This is a genomic window from Pantoea sp. ABR1s (assembly GCF_057812235.1).
Genome location: NZ_CM173823.1, coordinates 441,467 through 456,734, shown reverse-complemented (window position 1 = coordinate 456,734; position 15,268 = coordinate 441,467). Strand labels below are relative to the sequence as shown.

Annotated in this window: 23 protein-coding genes; 1 reads left to right on the top strand and 22 read right to left on the bottom strand. The window is 51.6% G+C overall.

Annotated elements, in window-relative coordinates; all coding sequences use genetic code 11:
• Positions 1–207: 207 nt before the first annotated feature.
• From ACXKZD_RS02165 to rpsJ, 12 genes are all read right to left on the bottom strand, one after another.
• Positions 208–1,560, bottom strand: a complete 1,353-nt coding sequence (locus ACXKZD_RS02165) for an 8-oxoguanine deaminase (protein ID WP_050680333.1) — start codon at positions 1,558–1,560, stop codon at positions 208–210.
• A 358-nt stretch (positions 1,561–1,918) separates the two neighbouring features.
• Complete coding sequence (rpsQ, locus tag ACXKZD_RS02160; RefSeq protein ID WP_003850147.1) at positions 1,919–2,173, bottom strand: 30S ribosomal protein S17; 255 nt, start codon at positions 2,171–2,173, stop codon at positions 1,919–1,921.
• The gene (gene rpmC / locus ACXKZD_RS02155) at positions 2,173–2,364 is read right to left on the bottom strand and encodes a 50S ribosomal protein L29 (RefSeq protein ID WP_003850146.1); all 192 of its coding nucleotides are present in this window, start codon (positions 2,362–2,364) and stop codon (positions 2,173–2,175) included. Before rpmC ends, rpsQ begins: the two co-directional genes overlap by 1 nt.
• On the bottom strand, positions 2,364–2,774 hold the full coding sequence (gene rplP, locus ACXKZD_RS02150; RefSeq protein ID WP_008927134.1) for a 50S ribosomal protein L16: 411 nt from the start codon (positions 2,772–2,774) through the stop codon (positions 2,364–2,366). The genes rpmC and rplP overlap by 1 nt, the downstream gene beginning before the upstream one ends.
• A 12-nt stretch (positions 2,775–2,786) precedes the next feature.
• Entirely contained in the window at positions 2,787–3,485 is a 699-nt protein-coding gene (gene rpsC, locus ACXKZD_RS02145) for a 30S ribosomal protein S3 (protein WP_009087585.1), read from the bottom strand.
• 17 nt (positions 3,486–3,502) lie between these two features.
• A complete protein-coding gene (rplV, locus tag ACXKZD_RS02140; RefSeq protein ID WP_008927136.1) occupies positions 3,503–3,835 on the bottom strand; it encodes a 50S ribosomal protein L22 in 333 nt (110 codons plus the stop codon).
• Positions 3,836–3,848: 13 nt separating this feature from the next.
• Positions 3,849–4,127, bottom strand: a complete 279-nt coding sequence (gene rpsS / locus ACXKZD_RS02135) for a 30S ribosomal protein S19 (protein WP_001138115.1) — start codon at positions 4,125–4,127, stop codon at positions 3,849–3,851.
• A gap of 16 nt (positions 4,128–4,143) precedes the next feature.
• Complete coding sequence (gene rplB, locus ACXKZD_RS02130; RefSeq protein ID WP_008927137.1) at positions 4,144–4,965, bottom strand: 50S ribosomal protein L2; 822 nt, start codon at positions 4,963–4,965, stop codon at positions 4,144–4,146.
• Positions 4,966–4,982: 17 nt separating this feature from the next.
• Complete coding sequence (gene rplW, locus ACXKZD_RS02125; protein ID WP_003850708.1) at positions 4,983–5,285, bottom strand: 50S ribosomal protein L23; 303 nt, start codon at positions 5,283–5,285, stop codon at positions 4,983–4,985.
• Entirely contained in the window at positions 5,282–5,887 is a 606-nt protein-coding gene (gene rplD / locus ACXKZD_RS02120) for a 50S ribosomal protein L4 (protein ID WP_003850711.1), read from the bottom strand. The genes rplW and rplD overlap by 4 nt, the downstream gene beginning before the upstream one ends.
• A 10-nt stretch (positions 5,888–5,897) precedes the next feature.
• On the bottom strand, positions 5,898–6,527 hold the full coding sequence (rplC, locus tag ACXKZD_RS02115; RefSeq protein WP_003850712.1) for a 50S ribosomal protein L3: 630 nt from the start codon (positions 6,525–6,527) through the stop codon (positions 5,898–5,900).
• A 32-nt stretch (positions 6,528–6,559) separates the two neighbouring features.
• Positions 6,560–6,871: a 30S ribosomal protein S10 gene (gene rpsJ / locus ACXKZD_RS02110; RefSeq protein ID WP_001181005.1), complete on the bottom strand. Its 312-nt coding sequence runs from the start codon at positions 6,869–6,871 to the stop codon at positions 6,560–6,562.
• Positions 6,872–7,264: 393 nt separating this feature from the next.
• Between rpsJ and ACXKZD_RS02105 the strand changes: the two genes are divergently transcribed.
• Positions 7,265–8,038, top strand: coding sequence for a prepilin peptidase (locus ACXKZD_RS02105; RefSeq protein ID WP_010671586.1), 774 nt, complete (start codon positions 7,265–7,267; stop codon positions 8,036–8,038).
• Here ACXKZD_RS02105 and bfr read toward each other — a convergent pair.
• The 10 genes from bfr to ACXKZD_RS02055 all read right to left on the bottom strand — a co-directional run bounded on the left by bfr (position 8,025) and on the right by ACXKZD_RS02055 (position 15,253).
• On the bottom strand, positions 8,025–8,498 hold the full coding sequence (bfr, locus tag ACXKZD_RS02100) for a bacterioferritin (RefSeq protein WP_010253012.1): 474 nt from the start codon (positions 8,496–8,498) through the stop codon (positions 8,025–8,027). The two genes, ACXKZD_RS02105 and bfr, sit on opposite strands and share 14 nt — an antisense overlap.
• A gap of 100 nt (positions 8,499–8,598) precedes the next feature.
• Positions 8,599–8,793: a bacterioferritin-associated ferredoxin gene (bfd, locus tag ACXKZD_RS02095; RefSeq protein ID WP_010671585.1), complete on the bottom strand. Its 195-nt coding sequence runs from the start codon at positions 8,791–8,793 to the stop codon at positions 8,599–8,601.
• 171 nt (positions 8,794–8,964) lie between these two features.
• Positions 8,965–10,149 (bottom strand): elongation factor Tu, encoded by a 1,185-nt coding sequence (tuf, locus tag ACXKZD_RS02090; RefSeq protein ID WP_010253018.1) that lies wholly within the window; start codon positions 10,147–10,149, stop codon positions 8,965–8,967.
• Between the two features lie 68 nt (positions 10,150–10,217).
• Positions 10,218–12,332, bottom strand: coding sequence for an elongation factor G (gene fusA / locus ACXKZD_RS02085; protein ID WP_010253020.1), 2,115 nt, complete (start codon positions 12,330–12,332; stop codon positions 10,218–10,220).
• Positions 12,333–12,422: 90 nt separating this feature from the next.
• Positions 12,423–12,893, bottom strand: coding sequence for a 30S ribosomal protein S7 (gene rpsG, locus ACXKZD_RS02080; RefSeq protein WP_003852909.1), 471 nt, complete (start codon positions 12,891–12,893; stop codon positions 12,423–12,425).
• Between the two features lie 96 nt (positions 12,894–12,989).
• Positions 12,990–13,364: a 30S ribosomal protein S12 gene (gene rpsL, locus ACXKZD_RS02075; RefSeq protein WP_003852912.1), complete on the bottom strand. Its 375-nt coding sequence runs from the start codon at positions 13,362–13,364 to the stop codon at positions 12,990–12,992.
• 124 nt (positions 13,365–13,488) lie between these two features.
• Positions 13,489–13,776 carry a sulfurtransferase complex subunit TusB gene (gene tusB / locus ACXKZD_RS02070; RefSeq protein WP_010253026.1) on the bottom strand — a complete coding sequence of 96 codons (288 nt, stop codon included), beginning with the start codon at positions 13,774–13,776 and terminating at the stop codon, positions 13,489–13,491.
• 9 nt (positions 13,777–13,785) lie between these two features.
• Positions 13,786–14,145 (bottom strand): sulfurtransferase complex subunit TusC, encoded by a 360-nt coding sequence (gene tusC / locus ACXKZD_RS02065; protein WP_010253027.1) that lies wholly within the window; start codon positions 14,143–14,145, stop codon positions 13,786–13,788.
• Entirely contained in the window at positions 14,145–14,531 is a 387-nt protein-coding gene (gene tusD / locus ACXKZD_RS02060) for a sulfurtransferase complex subunit TusD (RefSeq protein WP_010671584.1), read from the bottom strand. The genes tusC and tusD overlap by 1 nt, the downstream gene beginning before the upstream one ends.
• Entirely contained in the window at positions 14,531–15,253 is a 723-nt protein-coding gene (locus tag ACXKZD_RS02055) for a helix-turn-helix transcriptional regulator (protein WP_010253029.1), read from the bottom strand. Before ACXKZD_RS02055 ends, tusD begins: the two co-directional genes overlap by 1 nt.
• Positions 15,254–15,268 lie beyond the last annotated feature (15 nt).

Here is a 15,268-nt window from a genome sequence, read left to right as displayed (position 1 = left end):
ACCTCAGGTCGTTAGAAAGCCCCATAATTGAGGGCGCGGCATTGTAACACCGGTTCTCACAGATGGGTAGAAAAAATAAACGGCTCTCAATCGAGCCGCTGATTTCCCCTGATGACAGGGAGGGCGTATTCTAGGGAATAGTGCGAACAGTAGCAAATGTAATCTGCCTTATTTTTCGTCGCCTCCCAAATAAAGTGCCCTTCTGACTCAACCAGCCAGTTTCCTGGCCAGTTGGTTATGCTGACGCAACACGGCTGGCAGTTCAATTCCGGCCACTTGTCCGTCCCGTACCCGGACTTTTCCGTTAATGATGCTATAGGCAACCTGTCCCGGATTACAGAACACCAGGGCGGCGACAGGATCGTGCCCTGCCCCGGCAAGTCCAATTCGATTCAGGTCAAAAATGGCCAGATCGGCCATCATGCCCGGCGCAATGGTGCCCACATCATCGCGGTTTAGCACCTTTGCTCCACCCAGCGTCGCCAGTTCCAGTGCCTGACGTGCCGTCATCGCATCCGGGCCGAAGCCAACGCGTTGCAGCAGCATCGCCTGACGAACCTCGGCCATCATGTCTGAGCTGTCATTGGAGGCTGAGCCATCCACACCCATACCCACGTGTACGCCGGCATCACACATATGGCGTATCGGCGCAATACCGGAACCGAGACGCATGTTCGAGCAGGGACAGTGCGCGACGCCGGTACCGGTACGTGCAAAGAGTTCTATGCCATGCTGATCCAGTTTGACGCAGTGTGCATGCCAGACATCCGGTCCTACCCAGCCGAGGTCTTCAACATACTGTGCTGGCGTCATATTGAATTTTTCACGGCTATAACGAATATCGCTGTCGTTCTCCGCCAGATGGGTATGCATAGAGACATTGAAGCTGCGTGCCATCGCTGCGGATTGCTTCATCAGCTCACGGCTGACTGAAAACGGCGAACATGGCGCAACCACGATGCGTAACATCGAACCGTGGCTGTCATCATGGTAGCGCTCAATCACACGCTGCGTATCTTTAAGAATGGCGGCTTCATCCTCTACCAGCGCATCGGGTGGTAAGCCACCCAGGGACTTACCGACGCTCATGCTGCCCCGGCTCGCATGGAAACGCATGCCCATTAAGGCTGCAGCCTCAATACTGTCGTCAAGCTTACAGCCATTCGGGTAGACGTAGAGATGGTCACTGGTAGTGGTGCAGCCGGAGAGCATTAACTCGGCCATGGAGATCTGTGTTGAGATATGAATCATCTCAGGCGTCAGATTCTGCCACAGTGGATAGAGGTGGGTCAGCCAGTTAAAGAGCTCGCCGTTTTGCACTGCAGGAATAGCGCGGGTCAGGCTCTGAAACATGTGGTGATGCGTATTGATCAGGCCAGGGATGACAATATGTCCTCGCAGATCGATGATCTCATCCGCGCTATCAGGTAACGAGCGTGCTTCCCCGACTGCAAGGATCTTATTTCCTTTTATCAGAATAGAGGCGTTACCTATTTCCCGACGATCAGCATCCATGCAGACCACACATTCAGCATTCTTCAGTAACAGAGTTCGTTCCATGCTATTGCCTGTGGGTAGTGGTTGTGTGTTACCCGATAATAGCGGCAAGCTTTTGGCAGAGCTAATCGCAGGTAACGCAGCTAACAGTGGCAATTTTAACAGTGACCGGCGTAAGCGGTCATGACTCTCCATTTTCACGGCACATTTCCTTGTACAGTTATGATAACCCCGGCGTTTATAGCCTGGCGTTTTCAGGCCACCTCGCCTGAAGAGAGGCAGCTTAATCCCTGCAAGCCCCTGAATTTGTGAGCACCATCAAATCCGTATTGCCACGGGCACAAATGGATCAAGCCCGAATCGCAGGCAAAAAAAAACCCCCTGCCGAAGCAGAGGGTTTCCTCAGAAAAAACGATTCTTATTATAGAACAGCTTTCTCGATTACGCGAACCAGGGTCCAGGATTTAGTCTTGGACAGTGGACGGCATTCGCGGATTTCTACCACGTCACCAATTCCACATTCATTGTTCTCGTCATGGATGTGCAGCTTGGTCGTACGTTTAATGAATTTGCCGTAGATCGGGTGTTTCACGAAACGTTCGATAGCAACAACTGCAGATTTCTGCATTTTGTCACTTACTACACGACCCTGCAGAGTACGGATTTTATCGGTCATTACGAACCCGCCTTCTCAGTCAGTAAAGTCTTAACGCGTGCAACATCACGGCGAACCTGTTTCAGCAGATGAGTCTGCTGCAGTTGGCCAGATGCTGCCTGCATGCGCAGGTTAAATTGCTCACGCAGCAGATTAAGCAGCTCAGTGTTCAGCTCTTCAACGCTTTTTTCACGCAGCTCAGTTGCTTTCATTACATCACCGTCTTAGTTACAAAGGTGGTTTTGATAGGCAGTTTTGCTGCTGCCAGCTTGAATGCTTCACGGGCCAGCTCTTCTGGTACGCCGTCCATTTCATACAGGACTTTACCAGGCTGGATCAGGGCAACCCAATACTCTACGTTACCCTTACCTTTACCCATACGCACTTCCAGCGGCTTCTCGGTGATCGGTTTGTCCGGGAATACTCGGATCCAGATCTTACCTTGACGCTTAACTGCACGGGTCATAGCACGACGTGCTGCTTCGATCTGACGAGCAGTCAGACGACCACGGCCAACAGCTTTCAGACCGAAAGTACCGAAGCTGACATCCGTACCCGCAGCCAGACCGCGGTTACGGCCTTTGTGCACTTTACGGAATTTCGTACGCTTTGGTTGTAACATCAGCGACTCTCCTTACTTACGGCCTTTACGCTGCTGCTTTTTAGGTTGAGCAGCCGGTTCCGGTTGTTCAACAGCAGCCATACCACCCAGGATCTCACCTTTGAAGATCCATACCTTAACGCCGATTACACCATAAGTGGTGTGCGCTTCAGAGGTGTTGTAGTCAATGTCAGCACGCAGTGTGTGCAATGGCACGCGACCTTCACGATACCATTCGGTACGTGCGATCTCGGCGCCACCCAGACGGCCGCTAACTTCGACTTTAATACCCTTCGCGCCAAGACGCATGGCGTTCTGAACTGCACGCTTCATAGCACGACGGAACATCACACGACGCTCCAGCTGTGAAGTGATGCTGTCAGCTACCAGTTTCGCGTCCAGTTCCGGCTTGCGGACTTCGGCGATATTAATCTGTGCAGGAACGCCAGCGATATTCGCGACGACCGTGCGCAGTTTTTCTACATCTTCGCCTTTCTTACCGATAACGATGCCCGGACGAGCGGTGTGAATAGTCACACGGATGCTCTTCGCTGGACGCTCGATAACGATACGAGAGACAGATGCTTTAGCCAGTTCTTTAGTCAAAAACTGACGTACTTTAAAATCGCTGTCCAGGTTGTCAGCGAATTCTTTGGTGTTCGCAAACCAGGTAGAGTTCCATGGTTTTACAATACCCAGGCGAATACCATTAGGATGTACTTTCTGACCCATTGCTAGTCTCCAGAGTCTCAGCGATCGGACACAACCACAGTAATGTGGCTGGTGCGCTTCAGGATGCGATCTGCACGACCTTTGGCACGCGGCATAATGCGTTTCATGGTCGGACCTTCATCAACGAAAATTTTCGTGATTTTCAGATCGTCGATATCAGCGCCATCGTTGTGTTCGGCGTTAGCAATGGCAGATTCCAGAACTTTTTTGACCAGTACAGCCGCTTTCTTATTGGTGTAGGTCAAAATGTCCAGTGCCTGCGACACTTTCTTACCGCGAATCAGGTCAGCAACAAGGCGAACCTTCTGAGCAGAAGAACGAGCGTGGCGATGTTGAGCTAAAGTTTCCATCTCTTCCTCCTACTTATTTCTTCTTGGCTTTTTTATCAGCCGCGTGACCGCGATAAGTACGTGTCGGCGCGAATTCACCCAGTTTGTGACCAACCATTTCGTCGGAAACAAAGACAGGAACGTGCTGACGACCATTATGGACAGCGATGGTCAAACCGATCATGTTAGGAAAGATCGTTGAACGACGGGACCAAGTGCGCAAAGGCTTCTTGTCACCGCTTTCCACCGCTTTCTCTACCTTCTTCAGCAAGTGCAGGTCAATAAAAGGACCTTTCTTGAGAGAACGTGGCATGGCTTATCCTCTAATATTATTTGCTACGGCGACGTACGATAAACTTATCGGTACGCTTGTTGCTACGGGTCTTCTTACCTTTGGTCTGAACGCCCCACGGAGTTACCGGGTGCTTACCAAAGTTACGACCTTCACCACCACCGTGCGGGTGATCAACTGGGTTCATCGCGGTACCACGAACGGTAGGACGAACACCACGCCAACGGGCTGCACCAGCTTTACCCAGAACGCGCAGCATATGCTCAGCGTTGCCGACTTCGCCCAGTGTTGCGCGGCAGTCAGACTCGACTTTACGCATTTCACCTGAACGCAGACGCAGGGTAACGTAAGAACCTTCACGCGCAACGATCTGCACGTAAGCACCGGCTGAGCGAGCAATCTGACCGCCTTTGCCTGGTTTCATTTCTACGTTATGCACGGTTGAACCCACCGGGATGTTACGCATCGGCAGAGTGTTACCTGCTTTAATCGCAGCATCAACGCCAGATTGGATCTGGTCGCCGGCTTTCAGGCCTTTAGGGGCCAGGATGTAACGGCGCTCGCCGTCTTTGTACAGAACCAGTGCGATGTTCGCAGAGCGGTTCGGATCGTACTCAAGACGTTCAACAACTGCCGGGATACCGTCTTTGTTGCGTTTGAAGTCAACAATACGATAAGCCTGCTTGTGACCACCACCGATATGACGGGTAGTGATACGACCATTGTTGTTACGGCCACCGGATTTGCTGTTTTTTTCTACCAGCGGGGCAAATGGTTTGCCCTTGTGCAGCTCCGCGTTTACCACTTTAACTACATGGCGACGACCCGGAGATGTCGGTTTACATTTAACAACTGCCATTGTCTTTCTCCTCCGACTTACTCAGCGCCGCCAGCGAAGTCCAGATTCTGGCCTTCTTTCAGGGTGACGTAAGCTTTTTTCCAGTCGCTACGACGACCGATACGCTGTCCTTGACGCTTAACTTTGCCCTTAACTACCAGGGTGTTTACGTCTTTAACTTCTACTTCGAACAGTTTCTCAACAGCAGCAACGATCTCTGCTTTGGTCGCGTCATTAGCAACTTTGAGAACGATGGTATTGGTTTTTTCCATCGCGCTAGATGCTTTTTCAGATACGTGCGGCGCGCGCAGTACTTTCAGCAGACGTTCTTCACGGATCATGCCAGCATCTCCTCAACTTGCTTAACTGCATCAGCAGTCATAACGACTTTGTCGAAGGCGATCAGGCTAACTGGGTCGATACCGGATGCATCACGTACGTCAACCTTGTACAGGTTGCGCGCAGCCAGGAACAGATTCTCATCCAGTTCACCGGTGATGATCAGCACGTCTTCCAGAGCCATGTCTTTCAGTTTCTGTACCAGCAACTTGGTTTTCGGTGCTTCTACAGCAAATGATTCGACAACGATCAGACGATCTTGACGTACCAGTTCGGACAGGATGCTTTTCAGCGCGCCGCGGTACATCTTTTTGTTAACTTTTTGACTGTGGTCCTGCGGCTTCGCAGCAAAGGTCACACCACCTGAACGCCAGATTGGGCTCTTTACAGAACCTGCACGCGCACGGCCGGTGCCTTTTTGACGCCATGGCTTTTTGCCTGAACCGGTTACTTCGGCGCGAGTTTTCTGCGCGCGAGTACCCTGGCGGGCGCCAGATGCGTAAGCAACAACAACCTGGTGAACCAGCGCTTCGTTGAAATCACGACCGAAGGTAGTTTCGGAAACAGTCAGCGCGCTCTGCGCGTCTTTCAATACTAATTCCATTGCTATCCCCTTACGCCTTCACAGCTGGTTTAACGATCAGGTCGCTACCGGTAGCACCGGGAACTGCACCTTTAACCAGCAGCAGGTTGCGCTCAGCGTCAACACGTACTACGTCCAGACTCTGAACGGTTACGCGCTCATTACCCAGCTGACCTGCCATTTTCTTGCCTTTGAACACTTTGCCCGGAGTCTGGTTCTGACCGATAGAACCCGGAACGCGGTGAGACAAGGAGTTACCGTGAGTAGCGTCCTGGGTACGGAAGTTCCAGCGCTTAACGGTACCGGCGAAACCTTTACCTTTAGAGGTACCGGTTACGTCAACTTTCTTAACTTCAGCGAAAATCTCAACGCTGATGCTCTGACCTACAGAGTATTCTTCACCTTCAGCGGTGCGGAATTCCCACAGGCCACGGCCAGCTTCAACGCCAGCTTTAGCAAAATGACCAGCTTCAGGTTTGGTCACACGGTTTGCTTTTTTAGCACCGGTGGTAACCTGAATTGCCTGGTAACCATCGTTTTCCAGGCCTTTGACCTGAGTAACGCGGTTCGCTTCAACTTCGATTACGGTGACGGGGATAGAAACGCCATCTTCAGTGAAGATGCGGGTCATGCCCACTTTTTTACCGACTAAACCAATCATTGTTTCAACCTCTCAATCGCTCGATGACCTGATTAACCCAGGCTGATCTGCACGTCAACACCGGCAGCCAGATCCAGACGCATCAGAGCATCAACGGTTTTTTCAGTTGGCTCAACGATGTCTACCAGACGCTTGTGAGTGCGGATTTCGTACTGATCACGCGCATCTTTGTTAACGTGCGGAGAGATCAGAACAGTAAAACGCTCTTTGCGGGTTGGCAGCGGGATTGGACCACGAACCTGCGCACCAGTGCGCTTGGCGGTCTCAACGATTTCCGCGGTTGATTGATCGATCAGACGATGATCAAACGCTTTAAGACGGATACGGATTCTTTGGTTCTGCATGAGACCAGAGCTCCAAACTTTTTATAGACGAAAAAAATTACTACTCGAGCCCATTACGATTGATGGGAGAGTGTAATCGTTCAGCATATAACTCCACAATTGGGAGTATTGTCAGGCGGCCTAAATTTCAGCCGTCTGCGATTCTGCTCGAATCGCGCCTGCAATATCTGCAGGCCCGCGCATTATACGTAAATCTGTTCAGGAAGCAACCCGTGTTGAGGTTTTACCCATTAAATTGTGGCCGGTTCGTGAAGCGTGCGTCGCATTGCACTGCCGTATCGCTGATAAATCAGTTATTCAGTTGTGAGTCTGTTTCCGCCCTTCTTCATTCATAGGTGACACAGAACCCGTTGCCCACGAGAGTGCATCTAACCTTTCGTCCGGAGCATAATCATGTCGCCCACTCTGATAACTCACATTGCTGCACTCGCAGGCGGAGGTGCATTGGGAAGCTTTCTTTCGCTGACCAGCCAGCGCTTCACCCCCGCCCTCTCACCCGCTCAATGGTTTGCCCTACTCTGCTTTCCGGGTTCGCACTGTAATCATTGCCAGCAGCGCCTGCTGTGGCGAGATGCGCTGCCGTTAGTCAGCTGGCCTGGCTTAAAAGGACGGTGTCGCTTCTGTCATCGCGCGTTCGGCGCAGAAAGCGTTGTCATTGAATGGCTGTTCGCCCTTCTGTGCCTGCTGGTGCTGCAGAGTTTTGACCACTCTGCGGAGGCTGTTTTTATTATTACTGCCTCCGGCCTCTTGCTGCTCGTGGCTGCCATCGATCGTCGCCACTTCTGTATACCTGACCCGCTCAATTATCTGCTGCTCTGGTCCGGATTATTCCATGCCACGCTGTCCGGAACCGAAACAACGGCGATATGGGGTGCTGTGGCGGGCTACTGTGCGTTGTGGCTGCTCGCCTGGAGCTATCGGCAGATGCGGGGGTACGAGGGATTAGGTTATGGCGATATCAAGCTTTTCGCAGCGTTAGGTGCCTGCTGTGGCTGGCAGGCATTACCCTGGATTGCGCTGGGTGCCACCGTTATGGCGCTGACGTCGATCGTGATGCTGCAACTGCGGGGTTTTATTCAGGGGGACAGCCCGCTGCCGTTTGGCCCTTTCCTGGCCATTGCGGGCTGGGTAACGATAGTGCTGCAGACCCGATTCACTCTTGTTTGATTTGAGCCTGCAGATAGTTCTGGATGCCCATCTTCTGGATTAACTCAAGTTCCGTCTCAATCCAGTCGATGTGATGTTCCTCATCAGCCAGGATTTCAATCATCATGTCACGGCTGACATAGTCATGCACTTTGTCAGCATAGGAGATAGCTTCACGTAGGTCTTTCGCGCCCTCCAGCTCCAGATTCAGGTCTGAACTCAGCATCTCTTCAACATCTTCACCGATACGGAGCCGTCCCAGATCCTGAAGATTTGGGATCCCTTCAAGGAAAAGAATACGCTCAATATATTTATCGGCATGTTTCATCTCATCGATTGATTCATGGTATTCCACATCATTGAGGCGCGTCAGACCCCAGTTTTTGAACATGCGCGCATGAAGAAAGTACTGATTGATAGCAACCAGTTCATTTCCAAGCAGTTTGTTGAGATGACTGATAACTTTGATATCGCCCTTCATTGTTAACCCTCCGCGTCTGGTTTATTAGAGCGTAGATGCGGTTAAAAAGAAGTCAAAAAAACGCGACAGATATTGTGGGTATTCACGCACCGATCGTCGGTCAGGCTATCTCTTTGTAGAGTGGTGCATGCTGCATCTCTTCATCCATAATTTCACGCGCAGCACGAATGCATTTGCCGCATTGCTTGCCGACCGGCACAAGCTGGCGCAGTTGCTGAATAGATTTGGGCTGATAGCGACGCACGACTTCACGAAGGGTTTTATCACTGATGGCATTACACAGGCAGACGTACATTGATTCATCACTCGGGTACATTTTCTGTACACAGTGTAAATGCGAATCGTTTTTATTTCAAACCCACCCTTTGCAGGGTTATGGCGTTTTCAGAGCAAAAAAAAAGAGCACCGAAGTGCTCTTTTTACTGTGTTGCAGTGGCCATTTACACAGCCACAGCAGATATCACAATTAAGCGATAACTTTAGCAACAACACCCGCGCCAACGGTACGGCCGCCTTCGCGGATTGCGAAGCGCAGACCTTCGTCCATTGCGATTGGGTGGATCAGGGTAACAACCATTTTGATGTTGTCGCCTGGCATTACCATTTCAACGCCTTCTGGCAGCTCTACTGAGCCGGTTACGTCAGTTGTACGGAAGTAGAACTGTGGACGATAGCCTTTGAAGAACGGAGTATGGCGACCACCTTCGTCTTTAGACAGAACGTAAACTTCTGACTCGAACTGGGTGTGCGGCTTGATTGAGCCTGGCTTAGCCAGAACCTGGCCACGCTGGATGTCTTCACGCTTGATACCGCGCAGCAGAACACCACAGTTTTCGCCTGCCTGACCCTGGTCCAGCAGCTTACGGAACATCTCAACACCGGTACAGGTTGATTTCACAGTATCTTTGATACCCACGATTTCAACTTCGTCGCCGACTTTAACGATGCCGCGCTCAACACGACCGGTAACAACGGTACCACGGCCAGAGATTGAGAATACGTCTTCGATTGGCAGCAGGAACGGCATGTCGATCGCACGCTGTGGCTCTGGGATGTAGTTGTCCAGATGCTCAGCCAGTTCGATGATTTTCGCTTCCCACTCTGGGTTGCCTTCCAGCGCTTTCAGAGCAGAACCACGAACGATTGGAGTGTCGTCGCCTGGGAAGTCATATGCTGACAGCAGGTCACGAACTTCCATCTCTACCAGTTCCAGCAGCTCTTCATCATCAACCATGTCACACTTGTTCAGGAACACGATGATGTAAGGAACGCCAACCTGACGACCCAGCAGGATGTGCTCACGGGTCTGTGGCATTGGGCCATCAGTCGCAGCAACAACCAGGATCGCGCCGTCCATCTGCGCAGCACCGGTGATCATGTTTTTCACATAGTCGGCGTGGCCTGGGCAGTCAACGTGCGCATAGTGGCGAGTCGGGGTTTCATACTCAACGTGTGAAGTGTTGATGGTGATACCACGTGCTTTCTCTTCTGGTGCGTTATCGATCTGATCGAATGCACGAGCCTGGCCGCCGTAAGTTTTAGACAGTACGGTGGTGATAGCTGCAGTCAGGGTGGTTTTACCGTGGTCGACGTGACCGATGGTGCCCACGTTTACGTGCAGTTTGTTACGCTGAAATTGCTCTTTCGCCATGGCGATAATTCCTTACGTTGTGCCTTCACCATCTGGGTGAAGGCATCAGTTCAAATTTAAACCGTAGCTTATTTGCTACGAGCTTCAATAACGGCCTGCGCTACGTTGTTTGGCGCATCGTCATACTTCAGGAACTCCATGGAGTAAGAAGCACGACCTTTGGTCAGAGAACGCAGCTGAGTTGCGTATCCGAACATCTCAGACAACGGAACTTCAGCGTGAATCTGAACGCCAGTAGCGTTAGATTCCTGCCCTTTGAGCATACCACGACGACGGCTAAGGTCACCGATGACATCACCCGTGTTCTCTTCTGGCGTTTCAACTTCAACCTTCATGATAGGCTCAAGCAGAACAGGTGTCGCTTGTTTAAAGCCTTGTTTGAAGGCAAGAGACGCGGCCAGTTTAAACGCCAGTTCTGAGGAGTCGACATCGTGGTAAGAACCGAAGTGCAGACGCACGCCCAGATCCACAACCGGGTAACCAGCCAGAGGGCCTGATTTCAGCTGCTCCTGGATACCTTTGTCAACCGCAGGGATGTATTCACCAGGAATCACACCACCTTTGATGTCGTTGACAAATTCGTAGCCTTTCGGGTTCGAACCTGGCTCCAGTGGGTACATGTCGATAACAACATGGCCATACTGACCACGACCACCAGACTGCTTGGCGTGTTTACCTTCAACATCGGTAACTTTGTTGCGAATCGCTTCACGGTAAGCAACCTGTGGTTTACCCACGTTTGCTTCAACGTTGAACTCACGCTTCATACGGTCAACGATGATGTCGAGGTGCAATTCACCCATACCGGCGATGATGGTCTGGTTAGATTCTTCATCAGTCCATACGCGGAATGATGGGTCTTCTTTTGCCAGACGGCCCAGAGCCAGACCCATTTTTTCCTGGTCAGCTTTGGTTTTTGGCTCAACGGCGATAGAGATTACCGGCTCCGGGAACTCCATGCGCTCAAGGATGATGACGTTATCTGGGTCACACAGGGTGTCACCAGTGGTCACATCTTTCAGGCCGATCGCAGCTGCGATATCACCCGCACGAACTTCTTTAATCTCTTCACGCTTGTTAGCGTGCATCTGAACGATACGGCCCAGACGCTCACGGTTTGACTTAACCGGGTTGAACACGGTGTCACCCGTGTTAACAACACCAGAGTAAACGCGGAAGAAGGTTAAGTTACCCACGAACGGGTCGGTAGCGATTTTGAACGCCAGTGCAGCAAACGGCTCGTTGTCATCAGAGTGACGAACAGCCGGCGTGTCTTTACCGTCGTCCAGCATACCGTTGATCGCGGTAACGTCAGTCGGTGCTGGCAGATATTCAACAACTGCATCCAGCATCGCCTGAACACCTTTGTTCTTAAATGCAGAACCACAGGTTACCAGGATAATTTCGTTGTTCAGAACACGCTTACGCAGAGATGTTTTGATCTCTTCTTCAGTCAGTTCTTCACCACCGAAGAATTTCTCCATCAGCTCATCAGAGCCTTCAGCAGCGGCTTCAACCAGCTTCGCATGCCATTCTTCAGCCAGTTCCTGCATATCAGCTGGGATATCTTCGTAGACGAAGGTTACACCCTGGTCTGCGTCGTTCCAGTTGATTGCTTTCATTTTCACCAGGTCAACAACACCGGTGAATTTCTCTTCTGCGCCGATAGCCAGCTGCAGAGGAACTGGAGTTGCGCCCAGACGAACTTCCATCTGTTTAACAACTTTCAGGAAGTTAGCACCCATGCGGTCCATTTTGTTAACGAACGCAATGCGTGGAACTTTATATTTGTTAGCCTGACGCCATACAGTCTCAGACTGTGGCTGAACGCCACCAACTGCACAGTAAACCATTACCGCGCCATCAAGCACACGCATAGAACGTTCAACTTCGATGGTGAAGTCAACGTGTCCTGGGGTGTCGATAATGTTTACGTGGTGTGGTTCAAACTGCTTGGCCATACCAGACCAGTAACAGGTGGTCGCAGCGGAGGTGATGGTAATACCACGTTCCTGTTCCTGCTCCATCCAGTCCATGGTTGCTGCGCCGTCATGTACTTCACCGATTTTGTGGTTTACACCGGTGTAGAACAGAACGCGTTCGGTAGTGGTAGTCTTACCGGCGTCGATGTGCGCACTGATACCGATATTACGGTAGCGGGCAATGGGTGTTTTACGAGCCATTTGATTCCTCTGATTCTCGGACGTTCAAGGTAAGTCGACCCCAGCGGGTTGGCTGATTGAGCGCCCGCTGGTTTAACAACTACGTGGTGATTACCAACGGTAGTGTGCGAACGCCTTGTTGGCTTCTGCCATGCGGTGAACGTCTTCACGTTTCTTAACTGCTGTACCTTTGTTCTCTGCAGCATCAGAAAGTTCGTTCGCCAGGCGAAGAGCCATTGATTTATCACCGCGTTTACGAGCAGCATCTACGATCCAGCGCATTGCCAGAGCATTACGACGAACCGGACGGACTTCTACTGGTACCTGATAAGTAGAACCACCAACGCGACGTGACTTAACTTCGACAGTCGGACGCACGTTTTCCAGGGCTACTTCAAAAGATTCCAGCGCGTTTTTACCTGAACGCTGAGCCAGGGTCTCAAGCGCGGTATAAACGATTGATTCTGCAGTAGATTTTTTACCATCTACCATCAGGATATTTACAAATTTGGCCAGCAGCTCTGATCCGAACTTAGGATCTGGCAGAATTTTACGCTGACCAATGACGCGACGACGTGGCATGGAAATACTCCGTTGTTAATTCAGGATTGTCCAAAACTCTATGAGTTTATTTTGACATTTAATTTAAAACGTTTGGCCTTACTTAACGGAGAACCATTAAGCCTTTGGCTTCTTCACGCCGTACTTGGAGCGAGCCTGCTTACGGTCTTTAACACCTGAGCAGTCAAGCGCGCCACGAACGGTGTGGTAACGCACACCTGGCAGGTCTTTTACACGACCGCCACGGATCAGGATCACGGAGTGTTCCTGCAGGTTATGACCTTCACCACCAATGTAGGAGGTAACTTCAAAACCGTTGGTCAAACGCACACGGCAGACTTTACGCAGTGCGGAGTTTGGTTTCTTAGGAGTGGTGGTGTACACACGAGTACAAACGCCACGTTTTTGCGGGCAAGCTTCCAGCGCCGGCACGTTGCTCTTTGCAACTTTGCGGACGCGTGGTTTGCGAACCAGCTGGTTAACTGTTGCCATTAAATAGCTCCTGGATTTGCTTTTGCTTCGTAAACACGTAATAAATCGCCTCGTAGAATTACGAGGAGGCAGAATTTTAGGGCTGAGTCAAAGGGGTGTCAAGAAATAACCAGGTTTTAGCCGATTACCAGACCATTTGTTGCTGATGCCTGATCGTTAGCGTGACAAACCCAGTATAGTCTACTGACTGCACACGGGTCGAAATTTGTCCAGCGAGACCGCGAGCCTGGACATCTTCGTCCAGCACCCAGAGCGTCGCTTCGCTCTCTGACAGTCGCATCAATGCGTGGCTGCCAGCTAAAGCGGCCAGCACGCCATCCTGCAACAGCAGCAGGTCATCACCCGCACCCGCCATTAAAAGCAGGCTCTCAAGGTCACAGTGTGCCGGTGAGTGCAGTAACGTATGCAGCATTAACGTCTCTTAAAAAGTAAGAATGCGATCGTAGCTGGCCAGCGTCTGTCGCAGTGCCGGCGCGTCCAGTAGCGTAACATCCAGCAACCGGTCAGCGTCAACCTCTAATCCACGCGCTATCAGCGATGTCCGGCAGAGATAGCAGTGTTCAATCTCATATAGTGCCAGCACGCCAAAGGTCGCGGCATAGTGACGGCTCTTAATCGTCTCAGGTTGCTGGTGCAGATTAAGCTGCAGCACGCCATCACCGATAAAAAACAGGCCGATATCCTCACTGAGCGCGCCCGTGGCCAGCGCGGCATCCAGCCCCTCACGTCCTGCGCTGCTGCCGTGCGGCGCCCGGGTAAAGACAAACGCGACCCGATTCATCAGAACTGCACCATGCGTTCACAGCTCAGCGCCGCTTCCGCCAGCGCGCCCAGCCCGCTCAGGGTAAAGCCCGGCTGCAGGTTACTGCCCGCCAGCTGGAGTCGTGCCGCTTCCTGCTGGTCGCTGACGCCACGACGCAGCGCGGCCGCCACACAAATATTCAGTGCCACACCCTGCTCCTGATGCAATGTCTGCCATGCGCGCACCAGATCAAACTCATCACTGGCGGGCGACGTCAGTTGGTTAGCGTTCAGCACCCCTTCGCGATAGAAGAAAACACTGTCAAGCTGATGGCCTGCCGTCAGCAGTGCGCAGGCAAACAGCCAGGCACTGGTCGCCTGTTGCGTACCGTAAGCCGGGCCGGTGACCAGCAGGGTGTAACGCATTACCGCTCCTGCCCCTGGAAGTCGCCATTTTTAAACTGACGGATATAGAGATAGACGGTGTGTTTGGAAATATTCAGCCGATCGGCCACCTGGTTGATGGCATCCTTGATGTCGAAGATCCCCTTCTCATACAGGTTCAGCACAATCTGACGATTCTTGGCGTTGTTCGATACATTACGGTCAGCACTCACCTCTTCAATGGTGAACTCCAGCGTCTGCATCACCAGATCGTCTACCGAACTGGCGAAGTTGACGTTGGAGTCAACCTGCTGCATCTCGGGCGGCATAAAGGTCGACATGATCTGTGAGAACGGCACATCAAGGTTCATGTTGATGCAGAGCAAGCCAATGACCCGCTGCTGACGGTTACGAATCGCAATCGTGACCGATTTCATCAGCACGCCGCTTTTGGCACGTGTGAAGTAGGCACGGGAGACATTACTGTCCGCACCATGCATATCATGCAGCATACGCAGGGCTAAATCGGTAATAGGCGAACCGACTTTACGTCCAGTGTGTTCACCATTAGCGATACGCACTGCCGAACACTTAAGATCTTCAAGCGAATGCAGGACAATTTCACAATGCGAACCGATCAACATCGCCAGGCCATCCACGACAGCCTCGTACGATTTCAGAATATCGTAATCACTTTGTTCGAACGGGCGCTGCTCCAGAAGATCGAAGTCGCTCAGTTCACCCGGATTGAATGGATTAGACATTGAAGAGTATCACCC